This is a genomic window from Nocardia sp. NPDC004568 (assembly GCF_040609955.1).
Classification (GTDB): domain Bacteria; phylum Actinomycetota; class Actinomycetes; order Mycobacteriales; family Mycobacteriaceae; genus Nocardia.
In genome coordinates, this window is sequence record NZ_JBEXLL010000011.1 from 26,696 (window position 1) to 52,230 (window position 25,535).

The 25,535-nt window shown below is 67.9% G+C and carries 24 protein-coding genes and 3 pseudogenes; 9 read left to right on the forward strand and 18 right to left on the reverse strand.

All coding sequences use genetic code 11. The features are described from left to right. Positions 1 to 146 precede the first annotated feature (146 nt). Positions 147 to 1,106, forward strand: a complete 960-nt coding sequence (locus ABZV91_RS08295; RefSeq protein WP_355237362.1) for a peptidase — start codon at positions 147 to 149, stop codon at positions 1,104 to 1,106. Between the two features lie 49 nt (positions 1,107 to 1,155). Here ABZV91_RS08295 and ABZV91_RS08300 read toward each other — a convergent pair whose 3' ends face one another. The 4 genes from ABZV91_RS08300 to ABZV91_RS08315 are packed head-to-tail and all read right to left on the reverse strand — an operon-like array spanning position 1,156 to position 5,086. Continuing rightward, on the reverse strand, positions 1,156 to 2,118 hold the full coding sequence (locus ABZV91_RS08300) for an ABC transporter substrate-binding protein (protein WP_355237365.1): 963 nt from the start codon (positions 2,116 to 2,118) through the stop codon (positions 1,156 to 1,158). Between the two features lie 19 nt (positions 2,119 to 2,137). Next, entirely contained in the window at positions 2,138 to 2,908 is a 771-nt protein-coding gene (locus ABZV91_RS08305) for an ATP-binding cassette domain-containing protein (protein WP_355237368.1), read from the reverse strand. A gap of 1 nt (position 2,909) precedes the next feature. Beyond that, positions 2,910 to 3,761: an ABC transporter permease gene (locus tag ABZV91_RS08310; protein ID WP_355237371.1), complete on the reverse strand. Its 852-nt coding sequence runs from the start codon at positions 3,759 to 3,761 to the stop codon at positions 2,910 to 2,912. Beyond that, positions 3,758 to 5,086, reverse strand: coding sequence for an aryl-sulfate sulfotransferase (locus ABZV91_RS08315; protein WP_355237374.1), 1,329 nt, complete (start codon positions 5,084 to 5,086; stop codon positions 3,758 to 3,760). Before ABZV91_RS08315 ends, ABZV91_RS08310 begins: the two co-directional genes overlap by 4 nt. A gap of 159 nt (positions 5,087 to 5,245) precedes the next feature. Here ABZV91_RS08315 and ABZV91_RS08320 point away from each other — a divergent pair, with 159 nt between their 5' ends. After that, positions 5,246 to 6,298, forward strand: coding sequence for a LacI family DNA-binding transcriptional regulator (locus ABZV91_RS08320; RefSeq protein ID WP_355237377.1), 1,053 nt, complete (start codon positions 5,246 to 5,248; stop codon positions 6,296 to 6,298). A gap of 213 nt (positions 6,299 to 6,511) precedes the next feature. On the opposite strand, the gene ABZV91_RS08325 is transcribed toward ABZV91_RS08320, so the two are convergent. After that, positions 6,512 to 6,940: a TetR/AcrR family transcriptional regulator C-terminal domain-containing protein gene (locus ABZV91_RS08325; protein ID WP_355237574.1), complete on the reverse strand. Its 429-nt coding sequence runs from the start codon at positions 6,938 to 6,940 to the stop codon at positions 6,512 to 6,514. Beyond that, positions 6,941 to 7,399 carry a TetR family transcriptional regulator gene (locus tag ABZV91_RS08330; RefSeq protein WP_355237380.1) on the reverse strand — a complete coding sequence of 153 codons (459 nt, stop codon included), beginning with the start codon at positions 7,397 to 7,399 and terminating at the stop codon, positions 6,941 to 6,943. A gap of 35 nt (positions 7,400 to 7,434) precedes the next feature. On the opposite strand from ABZV91_RS08330, the gene ABZV91_RS08335 reads away from it, so the two are divergent. Continuing rightward, positions 7,435 to 8,361 (forward strand): FAD-dependent oxidoreductase, encoded by a 927-nt coding sequence (locus ABZV91_RS08335; protein ID WP_355237383.1) that lies wholly within the window; start codon positions 7,435 to 7,437, stop codon positions 8,359 to 8,361. A gap of 39 nt (positions 8,362 to 8,400) precedes the next feature. Continuing rightward, a pseudogene (locus ABZV91_RS08340) lies at positions 8,401 to 8,571 on the forward strand (VOC family protein); the annotation flags it as partial. Between the two features lie 164 nt (positions 8,572 to 8,735). On the opposite strand, the gene ABZV91_RS08345 reads toward ABZV91_RS08340, so the two are convergent. After that, complete coding sequence (locus ABZV91_RS08345) at positions 8,736 to 9,365, reverse strand: TetR/AcrR family transcriptional regulator (RefSeq protein WP_355237386.1); 630 nt, start codon at positions 9,363 to 9,365, stop codon at positions 8,736 to 8,738. A 187-nt stretch (positions 9,366 to 9,552) separates the two neighbouring features. Between ABZV91_RS08345 and ABZV91_RS08350 the strand changes: the two genes are divergently transcribed. Beyond that, complete coding sequence (locus ABZV91_RS08350) at positions 9,553 to 11,808, forward strand: MMPL family transporter (protein WP_355237389.1); 2,256 nt, start codon at positions 9,553 to 9,555, stop codon at positions 11,806 to 11,808. A 452-nt stretch (positions 11,809 to 12,260) separates the two neighbouring features. After that, the gene (locus ABZV91_RS08355; protein WP_355237391.1) at positions 12,261 to 13,109 is read left to right on the forward strand and encodes an LLM class F420-dependent oxidoreductase; all 849 of its coding nucleotides are present in this window, start codon (positions 12,261 to 12,263) and stop codon (positions 13,107 to 13,109) included. Between the two features lie 235 nt (positions 13,110 to 13,344). Here ABZV91_RS08355 and ABZV91_RS08360 read toward each other — a convergent pair whose 3' ends face one another. Then, positions 13,345 to 14,217, reverse strand: coding sequence for a TIGR03619 family F420-dependent LLM class oxidoreductase (locus ABZV91_RS08360; protein WP_355237394.1), 873 nt, complete (start codon positions 14,215 to 14,217; stop codon positions 13,345 to 13,347). A gap of 56 nt (positions 14,218 to 14,273) precedes the next feature. On the opposite strand from ABZV91_RS08360, the gene ABZV91_RS08365 reads away from it, so the two are divergent. Then, positions 14,274 to 14,948 (forward strand): hypothetical protein, encoded by a 675-nt coding sequence (locus ABZV91_RS08365; RefSeq protein ID WP_355237397.1) that lies wholly within the window; start codon positions 14,274 to 14,276, stop codon positions 14,946 to 14,948. Positions 14,949 to 14,986: 38 nt separating this feature from the next. Here ABZV91_RS08365 and ABZV91_RS08370 read toward each other — a convergent pair whose 3' ends face one another. The 8 genes and pseudogenes from ABZV91_RS08370 to ABZV91_RS08405 form a co-directional block, all read right to left on the reverse strand. Further along, positions 14,987 to 15,235 (reverse strand): hypothetical protein, encoded by a 249-nt coding sequence (locus ABZV91_RS08370; protein ID WP_355237399.1) that lies wholly within the window; start codon positions 15,233 to 15,235, stop codon positions 14,987 to 14,989. A 135-nt stretch (positions 15,236 to 15,370) separates the two neighbouring features. After that, positions 15,371 to 16,432, reverse strand: a complete 1,062-nt coding sequence (locus ABZV91_RS08375) for a DUF3179 domain-containing (seleno)protein (protein WP_355237402.1) — start codon at positions 16,430 to 16,432, stop codon at positions 15,371 to 15,373. Beyond that, entirely contained in the window at positions 16,429 to 17,676 is a 1,248-nt protein-coding gene (locus tag ABZV91_RS08380) for a hypothetical protein (protein ID WP_355237405.1), read from the reverse strand. The genes ABZV91_RS08375 and ABZV91_RS08380 overlap by 4 nt, the downstream gene beginning before the upstream one ends. 22 nt (positions 17,677 to 17,698) lie before the next feature. Then, positions 17,699 to 18,304: a 3-isopropylmalate dehydratase small subunit gene (gene leuD, locus ABZV91_RS08385; RefSeq protein WP_355237408.1), complete on the reverse strand. Its 606-nt coding sequence runs from the start codon at positions 18,302 to 18,304 to the stop codon at positions 17,699 to 17,701. Then, positions 18,301 to 19,698, reverse strand: a complete 1,398-nt coding sequence (locus tag ABZV91_RS08390) for a 3-isopropylmalate dehydratase large subunit (RefSeq protein WP_355237411.1) — start codon at positions 19,696 to 19,698, stop codon at positions 18,301 to 18,303. Before ABZV91_RS08390 ends, leuD begins: the two co-directional genes overlap by 4 nt. Further along, a complete protein-coding gene (locus ABZV91_RS08395; RefSeq protein ID WP_355237414.1) occupies positions 19,698 to 21,236 on the reverse strand; it encodes a class I adenylate-forming enzyme family protein in 1,539 nt (512 codons plus the stop codon). The genes ABZV91_RS08390 and ABZV91_RS08395 overlap by 1 nt, the downstream gene beginning before the upstream one ends. Continuing rightward, positions 21,229 to 22,575 (reverse strand): Rieske 2Fe-2S domain-containing protein, encoded by a 1,347-nt coding sequence (locus tag ABZV91_RS08400; protein WP_355237416.1) that lies wholly within the window; start codon positions 22,573 to 22,575, stop codon positions 21,229 to 21,231. Before ABZV91_RS08400 ends, ABZV91_RS08395 begins: the two co-directional genes overlap by 8 nt. Positions 22,576 to 22,827: 252 nt before the next feature. Beyond that, positions 22,828 to 23,038, reverse strand: a pseudogene (locus ABZV91_RS08405) (transposase); the annotation flags it as partial. A gap of 111 nt (positions 23,039 to 23,149) precedes the next feature. Between ABZV91_RS08405 and ABZV91_RS08410 the strand changes: the two are divergent. Next, positions 23,150 to 23,299 carry a hypothetical protein gene (locus ABZV91_RS08410; RefSeq protein WP_355237419.1) on the forward strand — a complete coding sequence of 50 codons (150 nt, stop codon included), beginning with the start codon at positions 23,150 to 23,152 and terminating at the stop codon, positions 23,297 to 23,299. A 98-nt stretch (positions 23,300 to 23,397) separates the two neighbouring features. Here ABZV91_RS08410 and ABZV91_RS08415 read toward each other — a convergent pair whose 3' ends face one another. After that, entirely contained in the window at positions 23,398 to 23,790 is a 393-nt protein-coding gene (locus tag ABZV91_RS08415) for an AraC family transcriptional regulator (protein WP_355237422.1), read from the reverse strand. Positions 23,791 to 23,807: 17 nt separating this feature from the next. Between ABZV91_RS08415 and ABZV91_RS08420 the strand changes: the two are divergent. After that, positions 23,808 to 24,254 (forward strand): annotated as a pseudogene (locus ABZV91_RS08420) (alpha/beta fold hydrolase); the annotation flags it as partial. 188 nt (positions 24,255 to 24,442) lie between these two features. Here the strand turns inward: ABZV91_RS08420 and ABZV91_RS08425 are convergent. Beyond that, entirely contained in the window at positions 24,443 to 25,522 is a 1,080-nt protein-coding gene (locus tag ABZV91_RS08425) for a dihydrodipicolinate reductase (RefSeq protein ID WP_355237424.1), read from the reverse strand. Between the last annotated feature and the right edge of the window lie 13 nt (positions 25,523 to 25,535).

Below are 25,535 nucleotides of genomic sequence, written 5' to 3' on the forward strand. Positions count from 1 at the left end.
GGCCGCAGCGGTCGGCCGGGCCCGGCTTCCGGCCGCGCCGCACCGGCGACCGGCCGAAGACGCCGGGGTGATTGCGCTGTGATTGCCGGTTCACGCAGACTTGGGGCCGGGCAACGGTCCCGCCCAGCGCGCACCGGGAGGTCAGGGTGACGATATATCGCACGCTCGCGCTCGTCGCGGCCGTGTTGCTCGCCGTGGTGGGCTGCGGTGACGATACGAGTACCCGGACCGGCGACCCGGGCGCTCCGGCGGCTCCCGCCCGGCCGCCGGAGTTCTGGTCGCAATCCGCCGCGACTCCGGAAAAGCAGTCGGCCGTCGCCGCGGCGACCCGGCAGATCGACGTCTGCGCGCTGCTCCCCCGCGACACTCTCGACGATCTGGACCTCGGCGATATCCGGAGCGTCACCGTCGGCCTGTACTCGTGCCGGGCCACCCTCGGCGCCGCGGACGACGCCGCCACGCTCACCTGGCATTCGACCCTGCTGCCCACACTCACCCCGCACCGCGGCCGCAGCGAACAACTCGGCGATGTGAGCGCCCTGGTGGTCCCCGGCCGGGACGGCGATCCGCGCGCCTGCGGCGCCACCGCCCGCTTCCCGGCGGGCGCCGCCTTCTACCTCGATGTCTCGGTCCCGGACCGCGATTCGTGCGCCGTCGCCGACGGTCTGTTACCCGGCATGATCGAGCGCTGGCGGCAGTCGCCGACGCAGGGCAGCTCCCCCGACACCCCACCCACGGTGCTGCTCGGCGCCGACCCGTGCGCGGTGCGCGCGAAACTGACCGGCACCGCCGATACCGACGAGCGCCGGCTGACCCAATGCCTGTTCCGGTACCGGGACGAGACCGTCACGGTGGTGTACGACTACCGCGTTCCCGACCAGATGCGGGCCCGCAGCACCGAGGAGAAGACCGACGATCGCACCGTGCTGCGCTCGACCTCGCTCTACGACAGCAGCATCCCGATCTATTCCACCGCGGTCGGCCCCGAATTACCCTCCGGCAGCACCGCTTTCGTCTCGCGTGTGCCGGCCGTCGAGGTCACCTCGGCCACCGACGACGTCGCCCGCGATGTGATGTCACAGGTCCTGACACTGTTCCCGCGGTGAGCCCCGGCCGCTCGCCCGCCCCGCGCCGTGCGCGCGGACCGCGCGAGGTCTACCGCGCCCGCGGTAGGAACTGATCGTCCAGCAGACCGGCGTAATCGGGGAGCCGGGTTCCGGCCGCGATCGAGCCCTGGCTCTGGGCCCAGGTGCCGAGTTCGGTGAGCTTCGGAGCGAGACCGGGATCCAGTCGCAGCGTGAAGTCGAACTGCGACAGGACTTCACGCAGCAGGGCGGGGTCGAGCTGGGTCGCGCCGGCCACGGCGCCGACGGCGGTATCGGAGATCTTCTCGAGTTCGGCGCCGGCGTCGTCGAGCGCGGCGAAGAAGGAGGCGATGGCGGGGCTTTTCGCCGCGATCGCGGCCTGGGTGGCCAGGTAGAGACTGTGCTGGCTGTAGCTGCCACCGGCGAGTTCGACGGCGTCGGCGCCCAGGGCCTGGACGACCTGCGCCTGATAGGGCTGGAAGATCGATACGGCGTCGACGTCGCGCTGGGTGGCGGCGGTGACCGTCGCCGACGGGGAGACCTGCACCAGGTTCGCGGCCACGGCGTGCTGCGCCAGCGTATCGGCCGCGAAATAGGCGGCGCTCGTGCCGAGCGGGGTACCGATCGACTTGCCCGCCAGATCCTCGACGCCGTCGATTCCCGCGCTCCGGCGGGCGACTATCCGCGACCCCTCCCAGCGCGCGCCGTCACCGACCACGCGCAACGACGGCGAACGCGTCAGCACGGCCGAGGTCGGGACATCGGCGGCGGTGGCGATGTCGACCTGGCCGGCGGAAACGGCCTGTAGCGCCTCGATACCGGAGGGGAAATTCACGACCTGGACTTTCACGCCGTGCTCGGCGAAGTACCCGCCGTCCACTGCGACGGGAATCTGCGCCCACGACGGGTCGACGACGAAGCCGACGGTGAGGGTATCGGCATCGCCGCCGGAGTCGCCACAGGCGACGACGGACAACGACAGTGCGACGGCCGTGAGTGTGGCGGCCAGCAGGCGCCCGGGGCGGATCTTCACGATGATGCGGCTTTCTCTTTCAGTGACGGACCGACGGGGCATCGTGGTCGATGCCCAGTTCGTGGTGCAGTGCGCGGCGGATCCCGCTGTATCCGCGTTGTTCGGCGAGCGTGTCGGCGGGTCGCGGCCGGGTGAGCGGGTTGGTGAGCTGTTCGACGATGCGGCCGTCGCGCAACACGCTGACCGTGTCGGCCAGCCGGATCGCCTCATCGATGTCGTGGGTGACGAAGACGACGGTGCGGTGCAGGCGGGTCCACAGATCGGTGACGAGATCCTGAATTTTCAGGCGAGTGAGCGCGTCCAGCGCGGCGAACGGCTCGTCCATCAGCATCACGGCCGGCTCCCCCGCGAGCATCCGCGCGATGCTCACCCGCTGCCGCATCCCGCCGGAGAGTTCGTGGGGCCGGCGCCGGCCCACCTCGGGGGCGAGTTCGACGAGATCGAGAAGTTCGGGGATACGGGCGCGGCGGCGGCGGGCTTCCACCGCACCGGCCCGCAGCGCGAAGTCGATATTGTCGGCCACACTCATCCACGGGAAGAGGACATCGCGCTGGAACGCCATACCGCGGCGCGGCGCCGGCGAGACAACGGTCTCGCCGTTGTCGGTGACCGTGCCCGCCGTCGGGGTGATCAGCCCGGCGAGGCAGTGCAGCAGGGTGGATTTCCCGCTGCCCGAGGCGCCGACGAGGACGGTGAAGGAGCCGTCCGGGATCGTCAGGCCGACCCGGTCGAGCGTGGGTGCCGGTTGCCCGGGAAAGTGCACGACCAGGTCGTGGGTCTCGATGGTCATCTCAGTGCTCCTCGGCGGCCCAGCGCGTCACCGGTGCCGTGACCGCGGCGATTGCCAGATCGCAGAGGGCCCCGATGATTCCCAGGACGATCAGGCAGGCGATGAGCCGGTCCGCCTGGGAGAACAGCTGGGCCTGGTAGATGCGGTAGCCGATCCCCTCGGTGGTACCGGTCATTTCGGCCACGACGATGAGAACGAACGCCATGGCCGCGCCCACCCGTAGCCCGGAGGTGATATCGGGAGCGGCTTCGGGCAGCACGATCCTGGTCAGGATCTGTCCCCGGCCGGCCCCCAGGCAGCGCGCGGCCCGCAGATAGTCCACCGGTGTACTCGCCAGTCCCGCATGACTGTTGATCCAGACCGGCACGAACACGCCGAGCGCGATGACCAGCGTCTTACTGCTCTCGCCCAGGCCGAACCAGAGAATCGCCAGCGGGACGAGACCGATGGTCGGAATCGGGGACAGCAATCGCAGCACCGGTTGCAGCAGATTACGGCCCACTGCCGTGGTGGCGGTGAGCACCGCGGCCGCGATCCCGGCCGCCGCGCCGAGGACGAATCCGGCGCACGCCCGCCGCAGACTGGCGGCGATATCCGCGGCCAGCAGCCCGTCGGTCCAGAGCGTCCGGGCGGCGGCCAGGATCTCGGGAACGCTGGGAAAGAGTTCGCGCGGGAACTCGCCACCGGCCACGACCAGGCTCCAGACGATCGCGGCCACCCCGAGCCCGGCGATTGCCCAACCCAGGGAGCCGAACCGTTTGCGCCACTGAGGGATTCCGCGTAATCCTCCCCCCGTCCGGCCCGTCGAAGCTCGCGGTGCCACGTCTTCGGCGGGGGCCGACCGGGTGGTCATGGCGTCGCGCTTTCCCGGCCGGGCGCGGCGACGGCGCGGGCCGGAGTACGCGGCGTACCGGCCGGAACCCACTCGAAGGGCACCCATTGCGCCCGGTAGACCAGCGGTGTCCGGGTGAGCCGATCGACCCCGGGCACCCGTGGCGTCTTCACCTCGGGTTCGCCCGCGACCCCGTAACCCTCGTACGGACTGTGGTACTCCCACACCACATCGCCGGCCGGGGTCACCTGGAACAGCCGGCCCTGCATGCCCTCGGTGACGAGCGTATTGCCGCCCGGCAGCCGCTGCGCGTTGCTGACGAAGGAACTGAAGAATGTCCACGACGGCAGGCCGGAATCCTCGGCGGTGTACTGCCAGACGATCTGCTCGGTCCGCGGATCGACCTCCAGCACCCGAGAACCCGCGTAGATGCCGAGCGCGGCCGGCGGGTATCCCGCCCCGCCCTGGTTGTCGAAGATCAGGATATTGCCGGCCCCCGGCAGGCCTTCGGCGATCATGTGCGGATTGTGCTGGCCGGAGATCTGATCCAGCGGTCGCGGCACCTTGTGCGCGTTGATCCGCTGGTGCTGGGCGCCGGCGGTTTCGCCGAAATACGGTCCGAGCTTCCAGACCACGGCGCCGGAGGTCTTGTCGATCAGCGCGACGATATTGGCCTTGCGAAAGCTGACCAGGATGTTGTCCGGGTGGAAGACCGTCTCCGGGTCCTCGTCGTACCACCGGTTGGGGCCCAGTGATTTCGCGCTGTTCATCTCCAGGTAGCCCCACGGGTCCTCGGGGTCCCGGGCCGCCGTCTCGCGCAGCGCGGCCCACCCGCGCTCGGAGAATCCGAACTCGCGCAGGTGATCACCGGCCAGCCACTGCCAGACGATGTCGCCGTGTTCGTCCACCTCGAACAGGCCCTGGTCACCGACGGTCGAGTCACCGAGATCGGGCACCACCCGGGGCACCGTGACGAGCAGCAGCCGGTTTCCGTTCGGCAGCAGCTCCCAGTCGTGGTTCTGGCGCGCCGCGCCCCCGGGAGCCTGCGTTCCCCATTCCCAGCGACGATCGCCGGACCAATCGAGCTGGCCGACGGCGCCGTTGGCGTAGATACCGCCACGCGGGTCACCACTGTCGGCGAGCTGGACTCCGATATCGCCGAGCCGACCGGTGAGCGCGGGATCGAGCAGGCGCGGCGGCACACCGGCGAACGGCCAGTCGTGCACGACGGTGCCGTTGAGATCGATGAGCCGGGTGACCGAATCGGCGCCGGTGAAGAGAACGTAACCGTCTCGGGCGTTCTCGGGGTCGCAGTAGGTCACGCCCGCCGGTCGTGTGTATGCCATGTCGTCCAGTTCACCTATCGCTCATTACGCCCGGAGGTCGTGCCCGTTACCGTTCTAATCGTTTAGCGTAGGAGGTCGGTGGGGGCGGGCACAGTGTAAGAATCCGGGTGAACGAAACCCTCCGGCACAGGTGTGCGCGGCAATCAGACTGGACCGATCGTGAGCGAAAAACGCCCTACTCTCACCGATGTCGCCAAGCGCGCCGGTACCTCCACCGCGGTGGTCAGCTATGTCATGAACAACGGGCCCCGCCCCGTCTCGGACCGGCTCCGCGCCCGGGTTCTCGCCGCCGCGGACGAACTCGACTACCGGCCCGACCACTTCGCCCGGGCACTGCGTCGCCCACGGCGGTGGCGGCAGATCGGATTACTGGTCCCGGATATGACGATGCCGCTCTACGGCGCGTTCGCCGGCCGGATCGAAATCGAGGCGCGGGCGCGCGACCACCTCACGATGATGGGCAACACCGGCTTCGACCCGGAGCGCGAACTCGAGTTCGCCGCGGCGTTCACCGAGGTCGGAATCGACGGCCTGGTCGTCGTCGGCGCGGTCGACGCCGCGGGCACCGGCGCGATCTGCGCCCGGGCGCGCGTTCCCGTGGTCTGGGTGCACAACAGCCGCGGCGGGATCGAGGTACCGGTCGTCGGCGGCGACCACGTGGGCGCCGGGCAGCTCGCCGCCGGGCATCTCATCGATGTACACCGATGCGAGAACCTGGTTTTCGTCGGTGGTTTCACCGCCCGGGACGTGCGCCACGGCGACCGGGAAACCGTCGCGCAGCGGTTCCAGGGCTTCACCGCCGCGCTCGGCGGCCACGGCAACGCCATCCGTACCGACCTCACCGCCCGCGGTGCGTACGCCGCGGTCGGCGCCCATCTGCGCGCCTGCCCGGAACCCCCGCAGGGCATGGTGGTCGGGACCAGCGCCCAATCCGCCGCCACGATGCGCGCGGTCACCGACGCCGGACTGCGCATACCCGAGGATGTACGGATCGTCGGGTTCGACGGCGCGACCGCCGAGCACTTCGGGCAGATCACCCTCACCTCGGTACGCCAGCCGGTCGACGCCATCACCCGTCGTGCGCTCGCCCGCCTGCTCGACCCACCGAACGGTGATCATGGAGTCGACCGGTCCGGCCCGATGGATGTCGCCCTCGGTCTCGGTGAATCCTGTGGCTGCGCACTGTCGCCGGGCCGTCTCGCTGCCGACTGAGAGCTGTCCGCGCCACCGGTTCAGTACCCTGCGGCGGTGAGCCGGTACTCGGCCTCGAGCAGCATCCACCCGCTCGGCTGTACCGAGAGGTCGCGGCTCGGATTCGCCGCTCCGTACATATCAAGATGCGCATATCTACGTTTCGACACATAGCGAGTCGGCCGCTCCGACTCGGCCGGTGACCGGCAGATCCGGCCGCTCCGCGCATCGAGATCAGATCCCGGAGGCGCGGTCCCGAACCTCCGCAGTGTCGACGTGGCGGCCGGCCGGGGCCGCCAGCAGGACGGCGAATCCGTCCAGGTGCCGCGCGAGCCCGTATTCGAACAGTCCGTCGAGGTCCGCGGTCGTAGCCTCCGGGGTCGCCGCGAGCCGGGGGAACCGGCCGGTGCCGAGCAACTCGTGGGCCCGCGCACGCGCCGCCGACCGCCATCCGTCCAGCGTGACACCGGTACACTGTTCGGCCTCGGCCTCCTCCGCCACCGACATCGCCGCGGTGAGCACGAGCGAGTGCAGCGTGAGGGCTTCGCGCATCCGGACCTCCGCGGACAGTCCGGACCCGTCCAGTGCCCGCAGGATCCATTCGGTCTGCGCCATCGTGTTGAGCGCGAGCAGGGGGCGGGTGAACGAGACGACCCGCGGCAGCTAGAGATGCCGGCGGCACAACTGCCATTGCAGGCGGGCGATCCGCTCGAGGTCGGCACGCCAGCCGAGCACCCCGGGCTCCGGAAGGTCGAGTTCCCCGAATACCGCGTCGGCCATCTGGGTGAGCAGTTCGTCCTTGTTCGCCACGTACCGGTACAGCGACATCGGGCCCACGCCGAGTTCGGCGGCCAGCCGCCGCATCGAGACGGCCTCGAGGCCCTCCGTATCGGCGATCGCGATGGCCGTGCGCAGCAAGCGGTCCCGCTGCGGCTCGCCGCCGACGGGCACCGGCCGCCGCGCCGCCCGGGTGCTCACCGAACCGGCCGCGGACGAGCCGGACGCGCTGACCACGGTGCCCGCACCGACCCGCGCTTCGACCAGACCCTCCGCACGCAACAACGCGGTGACCTTGGTCGCGGTCGCGACCGCGACCCCCCACCGCCGGGCGATCTGCCGCACGGAGGGCACCCGGTCCCCGGGCCGCAGTCGCCGAGATGTCGCTGCTGCGGACCGATCTCGCCCGGATCCTCTACGACGCCACCCACGCCGACGTCGAATACGTCTTCGACGAGGGGATCAGCGCCGTCGCACAGGACAGCGCGGGTGTCCACGTCCGATTCGAGCACGGCGCGCCCCGGCGGTTCGACCTGCTGGTCGGCGCGGACGGGGTGCACTCGAACGTCCGGCGGCTGGTGTTCGGGCCGACGGAACGCTATCTGCGCGACCTCGGGTCCTACATATCGCTGTACACCACCACCACCGAGCGGGAGCACGACGGCTGGCGGTTGATGTACACCGTGCCCGCGGGCAACGGCCGGCCCGGCCGGACCGCCGCCCTCTACCCCAAGCCCGAGCCCGGTACCGCACTGGCCGGATTCTTCCTGCGTTCGGAGCCGCTGTCCTACGACCGGAGCGATATCGACGAACAGAAGCGGATCGTGGCCCGCGCCTTCGAAGGAGACGCGTGGGAGGTCCCCCGCATGCTCGCCGCCATCCGGGACACCCCCGACTTCTACTTCGACAGGGTGGTACAGATCGAGGTGGACACCTGGTCCCGGCAGCGGACGGTACTCCTCGGGGGCGCGGGTTACTGCGCGTCGCCGATGTCCGGTATCGGCACCAGTCTGGCACTCGTCGGCGCCTACATCCTGGCGGGCGAACTCGCCGCGGCCGACGGCGACCACACGGTCGCCTACCCCACCTACCAGGCCAGGATGCGCCGGTTCGTGGACCGCGCCCAGGAATTCGCGCGCAACTCCGGCGACGGCGGCCTCATGCCGGACTCGCGTCGCCGGCTCTGGCTGCGAAACCAGACGATCCGCACCCTCCGGTACCTGCCGAGGCAACTGATCGGCCGTGGCATGGAGAAGGTGGCCCACACGGTCGAACTCGACGACCACCGCATCCCGGCCCCTCACTGAGAAACCCGGCACGAAGGAGAAAGATCAAAAGCGAGCACATTCCTGTGGTTCGACGGCCACGCCGAGGAGGCCGCCGAACTCTACACCCGCGTGGTCGCCGGTTCGGCGATCCTGGACCGGCGACAGGACGCGGACGGCCGCGTCGTCACCGCGCTACACGCCATGACCCGGATCGACATCCAGGGTCTGCGCGAGGCACGCGACCGATGAGCCATCGGTCCGCGTCCATCGCACCGCCGCCCGCGCGGTGCGCGCTGGAGGTGGTGCCGCTCGGGATGCTGGTACGACGACTGCCGAGCCGGTACGGGTCGCGGCGGGCGGAGGCGCGCCCACCGCCCGCCGCCGACATCCGACCGGGCAGGCCGGACCGCTGTTCACGGCCGGGGTTCGCGCGGGCGGGAATCGGCCGCGGGTGGCTCGGCACGCAGTGCGGCCAACGCGAGCCGGGCATAGCGACGCCAGATCTCGGGATCCCGGATACCGAGATCGATCAGGGCACGCGCCGCACCGGAGACCAAGACCTGGACATCCATTCCGGCGGCGTCCGCGCGCAGGCTCCCCTGCGCACGTCCCAGCGCGAGGATCTGCTCCAGCCGGCGTTCCAGACGTTCGTCGCCGAAGCCTTCGACCCCGCTGAGGACCTCGATCATCAGCCGGTCCTCGGCCAGCCGGGTGTTGACCTTTTCCAGCAGTGCCTCGAGCGCGCGGTAGGCATCGGTGCGCGCCGCCTCGGCCGCGTCGGTGGCGAGCTGGTGGAACCAGTCGAGGTGCATTCGCGCCAGGGCGCGCACCAGGTCGGATTTGGTCGGGTAGCTGCGGTAGACGGTCGCCTTACCCACGCCGGCGCGGGCAGCGACCTGCGGGATGGTGGCCCCGATGCCGTGCTCGGTGAACACTTCTATCGCGGCGTTCAGCACGCGTTCGTGGTTCTGCCGGGCATCGGCCCGGCGCCCCGCCCAGGTCTCGGCATCGGAGTTCGTCGTATCCCGCCCGGAAGTCGGCATGGTGGTCATCGTGCCGCCTGCGCGCCGGCCGGATGCGCACATTCGAAGGGAGACCCACGTCTCGTCACGGGGGTCGAGGTGAGTTGCTCCACATCAGCCTCCCTGAAGTGGACCCTCGGGTCCGGTTGCTCCTACCCTAGAGCATAACCGGACCACATGGTCCACATAATCATTTGGAGGAGCACGCATGGCGTGGCAGTTGTTCCGGCTCGGCCGGTGGTCGTTCATCCACCGCAGGGTGGTCGCGGCCGTCTGGGTGGCGCTGCTGGCCGTCCTCGCGGTCGGGGCGGCGACCTTGTCGGGGAAGACGAGCGAGAAGTTCGAGCTGCCCGGGATCGAGTCCACGCAGGCGTTCGAGCTCATCGAGGAACGCAGCCCGCAGGCGAAACCCGACGGCGCGACCGCGCGAGTGGTGTTCGAGGCGCCCGCCGGCCGGTCGCTGACCGAACCCTCCTACCGCGCGGCGATCACCGCGGCTCTGCGCGGCCTGACCACCGAGAACGTGCAATCGGCGACGGATCCGGTCACCGGGGACACCCTCTCCGAGGACGGCCGGGTCGGGTATGCCGCGGTCGCCTACAGCAAGACATCCAACGAACTCCTCGAATCCGACCGGACCGCGCTCGAGGACGCCGCGCAGCACGCGCAGAACGCGGGCCTGCACGTCGCCGTCGGCGGTGACGCGCTCACCGAGTTCGAGATGCCCCTGGCCGAGGTGATCGGTGTCGCGGTCGCGCTGGTGGTGCTCGCGATCACCTTCGGATCGCTGGTGGCCGCGGGTATGCCACTGCTGACCGCGCTCGTCGGGGTCGGCATCGGAATGCTCGCCATCACCACACTGACCGGGTTCGTCGAGCTCAGCTCGGTGACCCCGGCACTGGGCACCATGCTCGGACTGGCGGTCGGCATCGACTACGCACTGTTCATCATGTCCAGGTACCAGAGCGAGGTCCGCGCGGGCCGCTCGCTGGAGGAGGCCGCCGGCCGCGCGGTCGGCACCGCCGGGTCCGCGGTGGTCTTCGCCGGCCTGACCGTCGTCATCGCTCTGGCCGGCTTGGCCGTGTGCAATATCGGATTCCTCACCCAGATGGGTCTGGGCGGCGCGTTCACCGTCGCGATCGCCGTGCTCATCTCACTCACCCTGCTACCGGCCATCCTCGGGTTCGCCGGCGACAAGGTCATGCGCGGCCGTCCCCGGTACCTGGCGAAGGAAACCGGCGACGGGGAATTCCGCACCCACGGCCGCCGCTGGGTGGAGGGGATCTCCCGGCGTAAATGGCCCGCGCTGGCCGGCGGTATCGCCCTCGCGGCCGTGGCCGCCCTCCCCATGGCGTCCATGCAGCTGGCGCTGCCCGACGACTCCAGCAAGCCCGCCGGCAGCGACGCCCGAGTGGCCTACGACCTGATCGCCGACAATTTCGGCGCCGGCGCCAACGGTCCGCTGGTCGTGGTCGTCGATACGGCGAACTCCCCCGACCCGGTCGCGGCCGTGCGGACGGCCACCGATCGTCTCCAGGCGCTGGCCGCGCGGGCGGGCTCGGATATCGCCGCCGTGGTCCCGGCGGTCACCAGTGCCGACCCGCAAGCCCACCAGGTCTTCACCCAGCAACTCGCGACGGTCCGGTTCGCCACCCTCACGGTGGTGCCCGCCTCCGGCCCCTCGGATCAGGCCACCAAGGATCTGGTCGCCGAGATCCGCGCCGGCGTCGCCGACCTGCCCGCCGAGACCGGCGCCCGCGCGCTGGTCACCGGTCAGACCGCGGTCGGGGTCGATATCGCCGACAAACTGACCCGGGTGTTCCCGATCTATCTCGCCGTGGTGGTGGGGCTGGCGATCTTCCTGTTGATCGCGGTGTTCCGCTCGATCTGGGTGCCGATCAAGGCGGCGCTGGGCTTCCTGCTCTCGGTCGGCGTCTCGCTCGGCGCCACCGTCGCGGTCTTCCAGTGGGGCTGGCTGAACCGGCTCATCGGCCTCGACAGCACCGGCCCGGTGCTGTTCATCCTGCCGATCCTGTTGACCGGCATCCTGTTCGGTCTCGCCATGGACTACGAGGTATTCCTCGTGAGCCGGATGCGCGAGGCCTACGTGCACGGAGCACCGGCCCGCCGCGCCGTGCTCGAGGGGTTCACCCACAGTGCCCGCGTGGTGGTCGCCGCCGCGATCATCATGGTCGGCGTCTTCGCCGGGTTCGCGCTCACCGACGATGTCATCCTGAAGACCATCGGTTTCGCGCTCGCGGTCGGTGTGCTGGCCGATGCCTTCCTGGTGCGCATGCTCATCGTGCCGGCGGTCATGTCGATCGTGGGCGAGCGAATCTGGTGGATGCCGAAGTGGCTGGCACCGCTGGTACCCGCCTTCGATATCGAGGGTGAGAAGCTCACCGAACGCCTCGACGGCGCCGCCACTGATTCCGCCGAGGAACGGGTCCTGGCCGCCCATTGATTCCGGCCCGGCAGCGCGCCGACCCTACCCGGCCGGACGGGTCGGCCCGACCGCCACAGTATTCCGGTGCCGCCGCGGTCGCCTCGACGAGGCGACCGCGGTCCGGTCACGTTGGAACCCCGGTGATCTGCGACCCCGTGTTCCCGCGCCGTCCGGCCCCGATCGACCGCGACCGAGCACTTCCCCACCTGCCGGAATCGGTGTCGGCGCCCGTACTGTCGGCGCAGCTCGCCTGCCGGGGCGGTGACGCTGTGCTCGGCCGCGGGGCCACGCCCCGTCCCGCCGGGCAACGGCCGCGCGTGTGGCGCGAGGACTACGGACCCGCCTACACGGGGTTTCTCCTCGCGCACGCCCAGGGGCGCGCCGTAGTCCTGATCTCGCCGTCGTTTCACCCGGCGCATCGCCGCGATTCGGCTTGACCTGGAGTGCGCTCCAACTTCTAGCCTGTGCTCATGCGATTCGCGTTCAAGACCTCACCGCAGGACACGACCTGGGCCGATATGCTGGCCGTCTGGCGGGCCGCCGACGATATCGAGATCTACGAATCCGGATGGACCTTCGACCACTTCTATCCGATCTTCTCCGATTCCACCGGGCCGTGCCTCGAGGGCTGGACCACCCTGACAGCACTGGCGCAGGCCACCGAACGGTTGCGGCTCGGCACCATGGTGACCGGCGTGCACTACCGGCATCCGGCCGTACTCGCCAATATGGCCGCCTCGCTCGACATCATCTCCGGCGGCCAGCTCGAGCTCGGGATCGGCGCCGGCTGGAACGAGGAGGAGTCCGGCGCCTACGGCATCCCGCTCGGCACGATCACCGAGCGCATGGACCGGTTCGAGGAGGCCTGCCAGGTACTCATCGGGCTGTTGAGCCGGGAGACCACCGATTTCGACGGCAAGTTCTATCGGCTGACGGGCGCCCGCAACGAACCCAAGGGTCCGCAGCGGCCGCATCCGCCGATCTGCATCGGCGGCAACGGAGAAAAACGCACGCTCCGGATCACCGCCCGCTACGCCCAGCACTGGAATTTCGTCAACGGCACCACCGCGGAATTCGCGCGCAAACGCGATGTCCTGGCGGCGCACTGTGCCGATATCGGCCGCGACCCGAAGGAGATCCTGCTCTCGGCCCAGCGACGGCTCGACCCCGAGCTCGGGTACGGAGAGTTGATCGACTGGGCGGCCGCGCTCGGCGAAGAAGGACTGGATCTCGCGATCGTCTACCTGCCGCCGCCGCACGATCCGGCGGTCCTGGAACCGCTGGCCGAGGCCATCCGGGATTCCGGTCTCGCGTCGTGAACCGGACCCCGGGCGGCTCGTCCCCGTAGCCGTCGAACAGTCGTGCGCCGAGGAGTGCGAGTCGAGGATCGAAGGGTGCGGTGCCAGGCCGGGGCCGGGCACTCCTTCGCGCTCTCGGACCGGGCCGGGGCCGCCGGGCGGTCGAGCACCGGGCGACCGATCGACGATCCACCGACAGCAGACACCGGCCCGGTCGTGGTCGGCGATCGGCTCGCTCGGCATGGCCCGGATGCGCTCAGGCGGTACGGGCGACGACCTGCTCGGCGAACCGGGACAGATTCGCGATCTTGGTGTCCAGGCTCTCGGTGTCCTGCTCGCGGGTGTAGGGATTGCGGAAGCCGACGATCACATCGGTGACACCCTTGTCCTCCAGGCGTTTCACGCCGTCCACGGTGAAACCGTCCAGCGAGATGACGTGCACCTCGAAATCGTCGCGTGTCCCGTATTCCGCGCGCAAGGCGTCGAGTTCGGCGAGCAGCCGGTCCAGTTCCGCCGGATCGCCGCCGGCGTGCATCCAGCCGTCCCCGTGCCGGGCGGCCCGGCGCAGCGCGGGACGGCTGTGCCCGCCGATGAGCAACGGAATCGGTTCGGTGGGCACCGGCGCGATCTTGATCGGCGGCAGATCGTAGAACTCACCGTGGAATTCGAAATACCCGCCGCCGGTGAGGCCGCGGACGATCTCGAGACATTCGTCCATCCGCTTGCCGCGCTTGTCGAAGGGCACATCGAAGATCTCGAAATCGTCGGGCCATGGACTGATCCCGACACCCAGTCCGAGCCGGTTGCCGCTCAAGGCCGCCACCGAGGCCGCCTGTTTGGCCACCAGTACCGGCGGGCGGATCGGCAGCTTCAGGACGAACGGGGTGAACCGCAGGGTGGTGGTGGCCGCGGCCAGGGCGGCGGCGAGCACGAAGGTCTCGACGAACGGCTTGTCCTCCAGGAATTCCCGGCTGCCGTCCGGGGTGTAGGGGTAGGTGGCGTCGGAGTCGCGCGGATAGGCGATGCTGTCGGCCAGCACCATCGAGGTGTACCCGGCCGCCTCGGCGGCCTGCGCCAGAGGGATGTAGTAGGACGGGTCGGTCATGGTCTCGGCGTAGGTGAACCGCATAATCGGCCTTTCTGCTGATCGGTCGGGTGAAGTAGAACACGTGCTAGTTTTTCGCGATGGCAAAACTGATCATCGCGCTGCACGGCACCGGCCTCGATACCCGGCTCGCCGCGCCGGAAGTCCGGAATGCCCTGGCCACCGCCGGGGCGACCGCCGTCGCGCTGAACCTCGACGACACCGATGTGGCACCCGCGCCGATGCGCTTCGGTCCCGCCGCACCGATCACCGCGCTGGTCTCGGTGTGGACCGACGGCGACCCCGCCGCCGTTCTCGATGTGGTGTCCGAGGCCGCGGAGGAATCCGCCCCGGACGCCTATCGGGTCCGCGAGTACGTGCGCCTGGACCCACTGCCGGTGCCCGACGGCACCCGCAGCGACGCCCTGGCCAATATGGCGCTGCTCCGCCGGCCCGAGTCGATGCCACGGGCGGAATACCTGCGGTACTGGCTGGTCCACCACACCCCGATCGCGATCCGCACCCAGAACACCGTGGCCTATATCCAGAACGCCGTCGAAGAAAAGCTCACCCCGTCGGCACCGGAGATCGCGGCCGTCGTCGAGGAACATTTCCCCATGGCGGCGATGACCGACCCGCACGCGTTCTACGGCAGCGGTGGGGACAAGGCCGAACTCGACCGCCGGATCACCGAACTGATGGCCAGCGTAGCCCGCTTCGGCGCACACACCGGGCTGGACCTGGTACCCACCAGCCGCTACCACTGGAACCTCTGAGCTCACGGCTCCGCGGCGGCGGCCGGCGCTGTCCGGGTTCACTCACCGGACCCGCGACCGTGCCCGGGAAAACGCTGTTCGTCGATACTCGAACCCTCCCGCGGTTCGACGAACCAGCCAGACCCTCGCATGACCGATTCGGTCGTGCGTGCGGCCGAGGTCTCGCCGATGCAGTCGAACCCGAGCGGCCGCGCGGTGGTCAGCGTGTAGAAGTCCGAGGGACGCTCCAGAAGGCCCGCCTCGGCCAGGCACACGCCATCGTCGTTGGGGAACCGGTCAACAACCACCTGCCGCCGGGCGGAAGAGAAGGGCCTGGGTGCTGGTGATCAGGTCTTCGGTGGTGGTGAGGCGTTGTCGCCGCAGGACGCTCTCGCGGGGTGATGGCTTTGATCTCGAGGGGACAACACGGAGTTTCGCTTGCATCACCCGATGATCTCGGCATTCGGGTGGGCCAGGCTCCACTCGCCCCATTTGGAGAGGTAACCATCCGGTACAAGCGTCAATTGACGGCCCACGTGTAGGCCACTGCGACACGTTCCGAGGCGATCCCAAATTCCGCCGTCTCGGTCGACGAGCGCATCGGAGCGGGATCGGAACTCCAGCCTGGTCCCGTCGAGATCTCGATCGAGAATCACCCCGCGGTAGTCGCCGCTCAGGCTGAACAAGATTGGGCGGCCGCCGAGTTCGGTCTGCACTGCGCCGCCATGGCGGCGCAGTGCCGCCAGCGTCACCGCCACCGCGGCCCCGGTGTCTACATCCCCCGCACCGAGCACCAGCTCCGCAGCCGGAAGCCGGTGATCGACGAGTTCGGGCCGGTGCAGGCGTACTTCACGCAGGCTGCTGTGTGCGGCTGCGGGTTCCAGAACACCCGGCAATGCGATGACGTGTGGGCGGGTGCGCATTTCATCGCCGGCCAGTACCACCGTCGTCGACGGATGGTCCCGTGCCCAGGCGCCCCAGTGGTCGACGAACGCCGGGAGCCGCTGCAGGTGTGCGCCGGTGAACGGACCACTGTGTGCGTAGCCGGTGAGTGGGTGCCAGCGACTCTGAGTTTCGAGATCGGCGATGGTGAATGTACCCAGTGCCCGGTAGGAGCTGCTGGTCGTCTTCTCGACCAGTGTGAAGGTGAGCGGCTTCGCTTCGTCTGTGGGTATCGGTACGAATGCCGCTGCCCCGCTGCATGCTTCGCACAGGCTGACCACCACGGGAATCATGGGAAACCACGGGTAACCGGGTTCGCCGGTCCCGGTCATCGACTCCGGCCAGAGGTAACCTCCCGGGTCCTCCGAGGTCAGAAAGGTGTCGTTGACCAGGTGATAATTGGCGAGGATCCACCACGGATATGCACGCGCGTGATCACCGACGAGCACTCCGACGACGGGATCGTCGTCGCGCATGTGGCTCGCTCGAGCTGCCGGGACGACCGGTGGGTTGTTGAGCGGAAGAAACCAAGGCCGTTTCTCGGCCGGAGAAAAGCCACTCATCGCCCGGATCCGCCGTCATCCGAGCTGCGTCCGGCGAGGAACGCGAAAAGCTCTTCCCGGTCGATAATTGCCTTGTTGCGCTGGTAGGCAACCGATTTGACCCAGCGCAATGCCGCATCCAGTTCTTCGTCACTGAGCACGATATCGTATTGGGCGGCCACCGCCTGCAGCACCCGTTTGCTGGCGAGCTGGGTAACCTCGATCCGCGGCTCGACGCCGAGCACCGTCTTCGGATCGAAAGGCTGGAATACGGTCCGGTCCAGGAATGGCGTGCCGGTGGAGATCGAATTCACGCCGGTTCCCGCTATAGCGTCGGTGACTTTCAGGGGAACTCCGGTGATGCGGCTGACGCTATGGGCAGTCGGCACCACACGTTGCAGGTCGGGTGGCTTCTCCCACAGATCGACCGGTTCCCCCAATGCGTTCTTCGGCGAGCAGACGACGCCGGAGAGCACGACGATCAACTGCTCGGTCGCGGCGAGCCCATTGCGCTCGCCGAGTCCCATCCACGAGGACGCGACGACCCGCACGCCTTTCGCTACCGCCTCCACGGTGTTGGCCAGCGCGAAGCCCAGATCGTTGTGAAGGTGCACGCCGACAACGGCGTCCCCGATACTCGGATCGTTCAGGACTCGCTCGACGAAATTCCTGGTCTGTCGCGGATAGAAGCGGCCGACGCTATCGCAGAGCTTTACGATCGATGCGCCCGCGGCGGTGAGCGTGGCGACCACGTCTGCGCTGTACTGTGGATCGTCGGGTTCGGCACCCGCCAATGCCACGTCGACGGGGATGCCGCCGCCCGCGGACAGGGCATAGTCGAGGCAGTCCAGTCCACGCTGTAGCGCTACCGTGCGCGACGACATCCCCAGTGCGGCCGACAGCGCGTCCGACACCGGTATCCAAAATGTGATCCGGGGGTGCGTTGCACCACGCAGTGCCCTCAGCGCGAGATCGATATCATGACGGGTGGCTCTGCCATGGGAGGCAAGCGAGCAGGTGTCCACGGTATCGGCCAGCACCTGCATGGCATGTACTTCTTCAGGTCCGATCGCTGGGAACCCGGCTGCGAAGATCAGTTGACTCGGCCCCGCAGAGCCCAGGATCCGGCCGGTCTCCTGTGCGATCAGCGCCCTTTCCCGGCCGGTCATGATGATCTTGGCCTGCGCTCCGTCCCGGGCGCATTCCTCCCAGATGACGAGCCTGCCGCGGGATGCCGCTTGTTTCGGTCGGTCGGGTGTGCCCACGGAAACGTCCTCTCGTGCAAGGTCAAACGTTGGAATAGAGCCAGGGCCGGCGTCGCCGGTCATGGGCCTGGAAGTCGGCTATGGCGGCGCGGTGATTTCGGATCAAGTCGATTCCGCTGCGACCTGTGGTGAGTAGAACTCGGTGTACGCCGGTCAGCCGGAAGTCGAACGCACGCCCGTCCGGCAGTCGCACCGTCGACGGCACCACTTCGACAGTGAGAGTGAGTGTCGGTCGGGTAGCCGAAAGCAGCGCAGCGATCTTCTTGATCAATTCCTGTGGCAACACCACCGGCACGATGTGATGCTGCACGCAGTTGTTCGCGAAGATTGCGCCGAAACTCGGCGCAAGGATCGCCTGGATGCCGGCGTCCCGCAACGCCCAGACTGCGGCCTCCCGGGAGCTGCCGCAACCGAAGTTCGCGCCCGTGAGCAGTATCCGCGCCGACTGGTACTCCGGGCGGTCCAGCACGAATGGTATCTCGGAGTTGTTCCGCCAACAGGCGAACAGGTGCCGGCCGAAGTCGTCGCTCGCGTTGGGCGGAATATCGCAGGAACGGATGATGAGATCGGTGTTGATATTGTCGATCAGCAGCGGGGCGACTACTCCGGTGTAGGTTGCGCCGGTCATCGTAGTGCTCGAGGATCGGCGATGGCGCCGGCCACCGCCGAGGCGGCGACAGTGGCGGGAGCAGCGAGGTGAGAGCGTGCGCCGGCCCCCTGCCGATGTTCGAAATTTCGGTTCGTGCTGGTCACCACTCGAAATCCGCCGAATCCCTCGCCGCCGGCATAAAAGCACATCGAGCATCCCGGCTCGCGCCAGGAAAAACCTGCGGCACGGAACACATCGGCAAGACCTTCACGTTCGGCTTGCTGCTGAACCTCTTTCGATCCGGGTACGCAGATCGCCCGTACGCCCTTTGCTACGGTCCGCCCACGCAGCACCGCAGCAGCAGCGCGCAGATCGGATAATCTGCCGTTCGTGCACGATCCGATGAATGCCACGTCGATCGGAATCCCGGCGATCGGCTGCCCCGGAGCGAGGCCCATGTAGCGCAGCGCTCGTTCGGCCGCACCACCGCGGGGGCCGGTCGGCGCGGGAATCGAATCCATGATCGACACGACTTGCGCTGGGCTGGTTCCCCAAGTCACTTGTGGTTCCACCGAATTGCAAGAAATCGACTGCGTCGCGTCGTACGACGCTCCTGGATCCGATTCGAGTGCCCGCCACTGCTGCACCGCGACGTCCCAGTCGGCGCCGGAGGGGGCGAACGGCGTGCCCGCCAGGAACTCGAACGTACTGTCGTCGGGTGCGACGACGGCGGTGCGCGCGCCGAGTTCTACGGCCATATTGCTGACTGTCAAACGTTCTTCGATGGACATCCGTGCCACCACGCTCCCGGCGAATTCCACCGCGCAACCCCGCGCGCTGTCGGCACCGAGGACCCCGATCAGGTACAGCAGCATATCTTTGGCGCCGGTTCCCACGGGCAGGGATCCCGTCAGCTCGATCAGCATTGTGCGGGGCCGATCCAGCAGCAGGCACCCGGTAACCAGCGACTGCTCCAACTCTGTGGTGCCGACGCCGAAGCCGAGGGCGCCGACTCCGCCGACCGTGCAAGTGTGACTGTCGTTGCAGCACAAAGTAGTTCCGGGCAGAGCGATGCCCGTCTCGGGTGATATCACGTGCACGATGCCCTGGCCGGGATCGTCGACGTCGAACAGACGCACTCCGTGCCGCCGTGTGCCCGCTCGCAGTTCCCCGATGAATGTTGCACCGCCCGGTACCGATGTCCGATCCGTGCGACCGGGGATCGTCTCTACGACGTGATCGACGGTGGCAAAAACTGATTCAGGTCGGGCTACTCGATTGCCGCTGTCGGTCATTGCGCGCAGCACCAGCCCACCGCCGCGGTCGTGCACCATGGTGCGGTCGATGTATATGAGGCAGGTGCCGTCGCCGAGGTCGGCCACAACGTGCCGGGCCCAGATCTTGTCGATGATGGTGGCGGGCTGTTGTCCCATCACCGGGGCCCCTCTATCTCGGCGGCTAGCATGGTCGCGATACGTGCCACAGCCGGTTTGCCGTTCGGTGTGGTCGGGAGCTGCGCCCAGAGTGCGAGGTGGTGGAGTACCGTGGGCGCCGGTAGCGCTGAAATCAGGCTTGTGCGCAGGTCCGCCGCAGTAACACCACCGCTCGCCACTACAGCGACCGCTACCACGGGCCGATCGGCAATGCGGAGACCGACTGCGACGGCGTCGACGACCTCCGGGTGGGCGTCGGCGAGTGCACTTTCCACATCGTCCGGCCACAACCATGTACCGTCGTCGAGCGTGATCACCCGGGAAGCACGGCCGGTGAGAAAAATGTAACCGTCGTCGTCCTGATAGCCGAGATCGCCGGTGTAGACCACTGTCCGGCCCGGAAAGGCACGGTGAGTGCGTAACTGTGCCGTAGTGAGCGCTGGTTCTCCGAGGTAACCGCGCATGATTCCCGGCCCGATGTGCGCGATCTCGCCGACCGTGCCCGAGGGTGCGACCGTGTTCTCGTCGATTGCCACGAACAGCACCGAACCCTCCACCGTGCGTCCGACGCTGTCGATTCGGTGCTGGTGCTCGGGTGCATTGATCGGGAAATGGGTCATCTGCCGTACTTCTGCCTGCCCATAGATCTCGTATACGGTGACATCGGGACCGAGCCGGGTGAACAATCGCCGAAGACGCGATCGGGGCATGTGCAGTCCGCCGGTGAAGATATAGCGCAGCGTCGGCACATCGCCGAACAGCGGTGCATCCGGCGAGCCCTCGGCCAATGCGGCCGTCCACATCGGTGTCGATCCGCCGACACCGGTGATACCGGATCGGCGGATCACGTCTCCGAGCTCTTTACCCCTGGCCCGGCTCAGATGCAGTGCGGCGCCGCTGAACAGCGCAGTAAAGATCTGCACCAGCCCGAGGTTGCTGGAAAAACCGACGATGCACAGCAACCGGTCGACTGCAGTGACGCCGCTGCCGGCGATCTGCACATCGGCGAAGTGTTCGAGGCCGTCCCGGGTGCCGAGCACAGCCTTCGGTGCTCCGGTCGACCCGGAGGAGAAATGTGCCTCGGCGATATCATCGAACGCTGCGGACCCGGTGCCGGGCGCATTCACAGGCGCATCGAGGCCACCGGGGTGCAGTCGGATCAGCGGGAACATATCCCGATCCGAGTCGTCCAGCAACGTGGCACCATAGTCGTCGGTGATCAGGCCAACCGGGTTCATCCGTTCGATCAGCACGCGGCGATCAGCGGGTTCGAACCGCTCGCTGAGAAAGCAGAATGCGGCGCCCTCGAGCAGGAGGGCACAGATCACCGCGACGGATTCCGGAGTCTGTCGGGCGAGCAGCGGCACCAGATGTCCCCGGCCGACTCCGAGGTCGGTGAGTCCGTCGCGGTACCGGTCGATCATTGCCCGGTGCTCACCGAATGTCACCACTCTCGGTGGTGTCTGTTCCTCGTCGACAACGGCGGGGCGATCGGCGGGCCATGCGGCGAGCGCAATGGCGAGTCGTTCGTCAAGCATTCGACGCGGTCTCCGCGGATCGAGCAGGCCGGGCATGTTCGGGAATGGTGTCCCAGGTGGCGAGGGTTTCCTCGATCAGGGCAGTGTCCGAGCTCCAGCCGTAATCGCCGGCGATTCCGCTGATCTCACCCGGACCCGGTTTGTAGATGGGGCGGGTCAGCATGCCGTGTTTGATGCGTTCACGCGGGAAATCGATGCAGACATTGACCGCCGGGTCCCGGAAGACGTTCATCGGCGCCAACCCGTGTTCGACCTGTCGCAGTTGTCGCAGTAGCAATTTGCGGTACCTGATGATCCCGACATCGGAGTGTCCGAGCTTCTCTAGTTCTCGTGCCGCTATGGCTCCCTGTTCCACCCACGCCATATAGTCCTGGTTGAAGCTGAAATCTACTATCCAGTTGCCGAACTCATCCTTCAACGGCACATAGCGATAGGGAACGGCCGGTTGTGGTGGCGCCACAGTGCCCGGTGCCGCCGGAAAAACATAGAGCGAGATGTGGTTGGTGTGCGTATCGTCTATCGGCACGCGGTACTGCATCGTGTAGGCGAATTGACATCCGGTGACGAGAATGTGCGGAAAAAGCACCGGATGACCAACGGTCCAGTCCTCCTCGTCTCCGGTATCGCCCTCGACCATCCTTGCCTTTGCCATACCATACTCGAAATCGTAGAAGCGGATTCGCAGATGTTTTCTGCCGGCCGTGGGACCGAGACCTTCGAACCGTGTCTGCTCGCCCATCCCGATCACCTGGCGCATGTAGTTGGGATAGTTGGTGTGCAGCCACTCGGTGTGCACGGGATCCAGCGAATTCTCCTGGCATTGCAGCCAATTGCAGGGCAGCTCGGCAATGGCGATATCGCGTACCGTCTCGTCCCACACCAGCGGTGCCCATCGCGGCAGCAACGGCGCGGGTGCGGGGCCGAGATATGCCCATACCAAGCCCGCCAGTTCGCGCACCGGATACCCAGATATTCCGCAGCGACGAGCGAAGTGGTCGTCACCTTGAACGGTTGTCTCGAAGGGTTGATCGATACACGCTCCGTCCGCCGCGAACTTCCATCCGTGATACGGACAGCGAATGCCGTCCTCTTCGACCATGCCCGCAGCAAGGTTCACCCGTCGATGTGAGCAGAACCGGTCGACGAGTCCCAGCCTCCCGACACGGTCGCGGAACAGCACCAGATCTTCGCCCAGCAGCCGGACCTCTTTGGTGCGCAATGGATTACCGTCTAGCTCTGCGATCGGCGCGATCGGGTGCCAGTACCGGCGCATCAGTTCTCCCATGGGAGTTCCCTTGGCTACCTTGGTAAGACGCTCGTTGTCGGATAGCTTCAGCATGGGCCCATCCTCTATTCAGCAGCGAAGATCGCACCCTGAATGTACCGTTGTGCAACGGCTCGATCAATAGCGATGTGTATATTACCGATGAATGTGTAGACCGTTGTTCCGGCCTGGTGCCAGTGGTTGAGGTGGCCGAAAGATGCTGTGGCGGATATCAGCTGAGCGCAGGGACTGTCCGGTCAAGGGCTGCTCTTGATCATCGATTACTGTCAGCTGGCGGGGGTCATGGCATGCCTTCGAGGGCACCCGGAAGGCGTTCAGCGGTGCCTTCCAGCGCATTGTCCACCGTTTTCCCCCTTGCCCGTGGGTCGAGACTCATCAACGCCATGTAGACGCACTTCAGCGCGGCGGTCTCGTTCGGGAAGCAGCCGCGGGCACAGACGGCTCTGCGGATGCGGGCGTTGACCGACTCGATCGCATTCATCCAGCACGTGACCTGGCCGATCTCGACGTATTCGATTACCGATAGCTGACCCATCACGGGCGCCAACCTCATAAGCCCACTTGACGATCGGAAATCCCTCTCTCCTCCGAGGAGTTCACAGCCGACCCTCACCGAATCTACCGCGACTTGCGGGCCCGTTTCGGCCCCAAATGCGATGCGGGAGCGAATCACGAGGGTGGCTGGGACCCCGGCCGGGCCTCGCACCATGTGCAGGAGCAACGCCCGTACGACTACTACAGCGCGGTCACCGGGTTCCTGAACCAGCAGCACCCGTGACCGCGGGGCGTCGTCGCCGGTGACGACGACTCCGGACCGTGGCCGCCTGCGGCGGGGCCGATGCGAAGCAGGAGAACCGTAGCGCGGCCGCGCCGGAGTCAGGATCCGCGCTCGGCGCCGCGGCGGCCGGCTCGGTAGCGGCCGGGGGTGGTGCCGATTATGTCGGTGAAGGCGGCGATGAAGATGAAGAGGCTCGAATTGGACCATCCACAGGCGTAGGCGGTTCGGGTGGTGTCGTACCCCGCCGGTGAAGGCGCGAACGTGTGAAAGATGCGCAGCCGGGTGCGCCACTCGGAGAAGGTCATCCCGAGTTCGTTGCGCAGCAGGCGGCTGGGGGTGCGGGAGCCGGCTCCCACCGCCTTCCCGAGTTCGGTCAGCGAGGTGTTGTCCGCCGGATTCTCGGCGAGGGTCCGCGCGAGGGATTGCAACCGGTCGTCCTGTGGCGCCGGCAGGTGCAGCGGCTGCTCCGGCTTTTCCCGGAGTTCGTCCACCAGGACGCGCAGCGACGGTGGCGACCGCCAACCTCGACACCCACGCCGACGACGTGGTGCGCCCTCTCGATCGCGCCCATATCACCGGCGCGACACTGGTCGGGCACAGCTACGGCGGGATGGTGGTCTCCGCCGCCGCCGACCGTCCCCGGGGGCGGGTCGCCCGACTCGTGTACCTCGACGCGTATGTGCCCCGTGACGGCGAGTCGTGCTGTTCGTCGACCACCGAGCGCTACCGGCAGGCGTTCCTCGCCGGCGCGGCGAGCACCGGCTACGCCGTACTTCCGCCGGTCGGCGGTGATCCCCGCCGCCGACCCCACCCTCTCGCCTCGTTCGTGCAGAAGGTCCGGCTCACCGGTGCCGTCGACCAGGTGCCGCGCCGCGAGTTCGTGTACTGCGCCGGGTGGGAAGACCGCACGCCCTTCACCGAACTCCGCGCCCGGCTCCGCGCCGCTCCGGGCTGGCGGGTGCACGACCTCCCGACCGGCCACGATGCGATGCGCGAAGCCCCGGAGGCCGTCGCCGGACTACTCACCCGGCCGGCCGGAGGGAGCCGGCGACCTCGTACCGCGGCCACGCGGTCCGGCCGCAACGCGCGGCACGAACCTCCGTGTGCGTCCGGGCACTGTCGGCCGAACCCGTCCCGACCGATTCAGCGGATCGTGCCCGCGCCCGCGATCAGCGGTAGATCGAGGGGCGTGACCCAGCCGGGCGGCAGGTCGTTGACGGCCGGGACGGCGTTGAGGGCGCGCATACCGGTGGCCAGGCAGCCCGCGATCGCCGGGGTGCGGCCCGAGCCGTCGGTGAAACGGAACGACGTTTCCTGCGAAATCGACGGGCTGCCGACGATATCCACGCGGTAGACGTCGTCGCGGGTGCCCGACGGCCAGTCCGGCGCGGCATCGTGACCGATCCGGTTGACGTGTTCGAGGGTGATCACCTCGCGGCCGCGGTGGATCCCGTTGACACTGAACCGGATCGCCGCGACCGTGCCCGCCCGGACGGTGCCCTTCGCCGACGGACGATCCACCGGGGTGACCCACTTGTCCCATGTCGTGGTGATGCTGTCCAGCTGTATCCCCGCGGCCTCGGCGATCATCGGCACGGTCGGACCCCACGCCATGATCAGCAGATCGGGATGTTCGAGCAGGGCGGTGAATTCCGGTGGTTTCCCGATACCCATCTCGACTTCGTAGTCGCCCTCGTAATCGGTGTAGTCCAGCAGCTCCGAGGCCCGCACCGACCGCACCTCACCGCACAGACCCATGAGGGTCATCGGGAACAGATCGTTGGCGAACCCCGGATCGATTCCCGTGGTGAAACAGGAGGCCCCGCCCGCCAGGCAGGCCTCGGTGATCGGATCCCGCCAGGCGCGGGGGGTCTTGTCCAGCGCCGGCCACACCCACGGTGTCATGGCGGTGGAACACACATCGATACCGGCGCGCAGGAACGCCTCGATCACCCGGATGTTCTCATCGGCGAACTGGGCGGTCGGCCCGTAGTGCACCACCGCGTCGGGGCGCAGCGCGATGAGCTCGAAGATCGAATCCGTGGCCGGCACTCCGGTTTTCGGCGCGCCACACAGGTCGCCGGCGTCGAGGCCGACCTTCGCCGGATTGCTCACCCCGACCCCGGCCAGTTCGAAGCGCGGGTGGCGCAGGATCTCGGCCAGCACCATCGATCCGACGGTGCCGGTCCCCCACAGCACGATCCGCTTCCTGTCCTCTGTCACAGTTGCTCCTCAG